The sequence below is a fragment of the Acinetobacter sp. WC-743 genome, from assembly GCF_000335555.1.
GTDB classification, from domain to species: domain Bacteria; phylum Pseudomonadota; class Gammaproteobacteria; order Pseudomonadales; family Moraxellaceae; genus Acinetobacter; species Acinetobacter bereziniae.
This window is the reverse complement of record NZ_AMFQ01000088.1, coordinates 1-493: the sequence shown is the minus strand read 5'-3', so window position 1 is coordinate 493 and position 493 is coordinate 1. Positions and strand designations below refer to the sequence as shown.

General features: G+C 36.3%; 1 pseudogene. It reads right to left on the bottom strand.

What is annotated here, in order from left to right:
• Positions 1 to 284 precede the first annotated feature (284 nt).
• Positions 285 to 395: pseudogene (locus ACINWC743_RS25300) on the bottom strand (VENN motif pre-toxin domain-containing protein); the annotation flags it as partial.
• Positions 396 to 493 lie beyond the last annotated feature (98 nt).

Here is a 493-nt window from a genome sequence, read left to right as displayed (position 1 = left end):
GTACGAGGCATAGCGAATAGTAGAATTGGGTTTGGCGATTTAATTTTACTACTTCGCTATTTTTTAATCTAAAAGTGTCAACACGCCCTAGTTATAATGTCTCCTTCATTATATTTTGTACTACTAACACTTATAATTTTTTGGACATTTTGCATCGCAGCCAAGGTGTTCTGCATAATAATGTTTTTCTCACACTCTGCGCTCTTACATGCTTGTAGTGCTTGGAAATAATAGTTATTTTTTTGCTTATCTATTTTCTTATCTGCCGTTAAAACTCCGAATAAATTATCCTCAACTGCATTTTGCGCAACGTTCCCACTCTGAACTGTATTTGATACATCACCTGTAGTCGCTCCAACGCCAGAGGCGACTAAACCAGTGATTGCACTGATCGTATAGATAAATATATAAAGTTTGCTACACTATAAAAAACCTTACTGACTGCTGTTATGCCTAAGCCATACTCCAATGATCTTCGATACAAAGCTCTAGA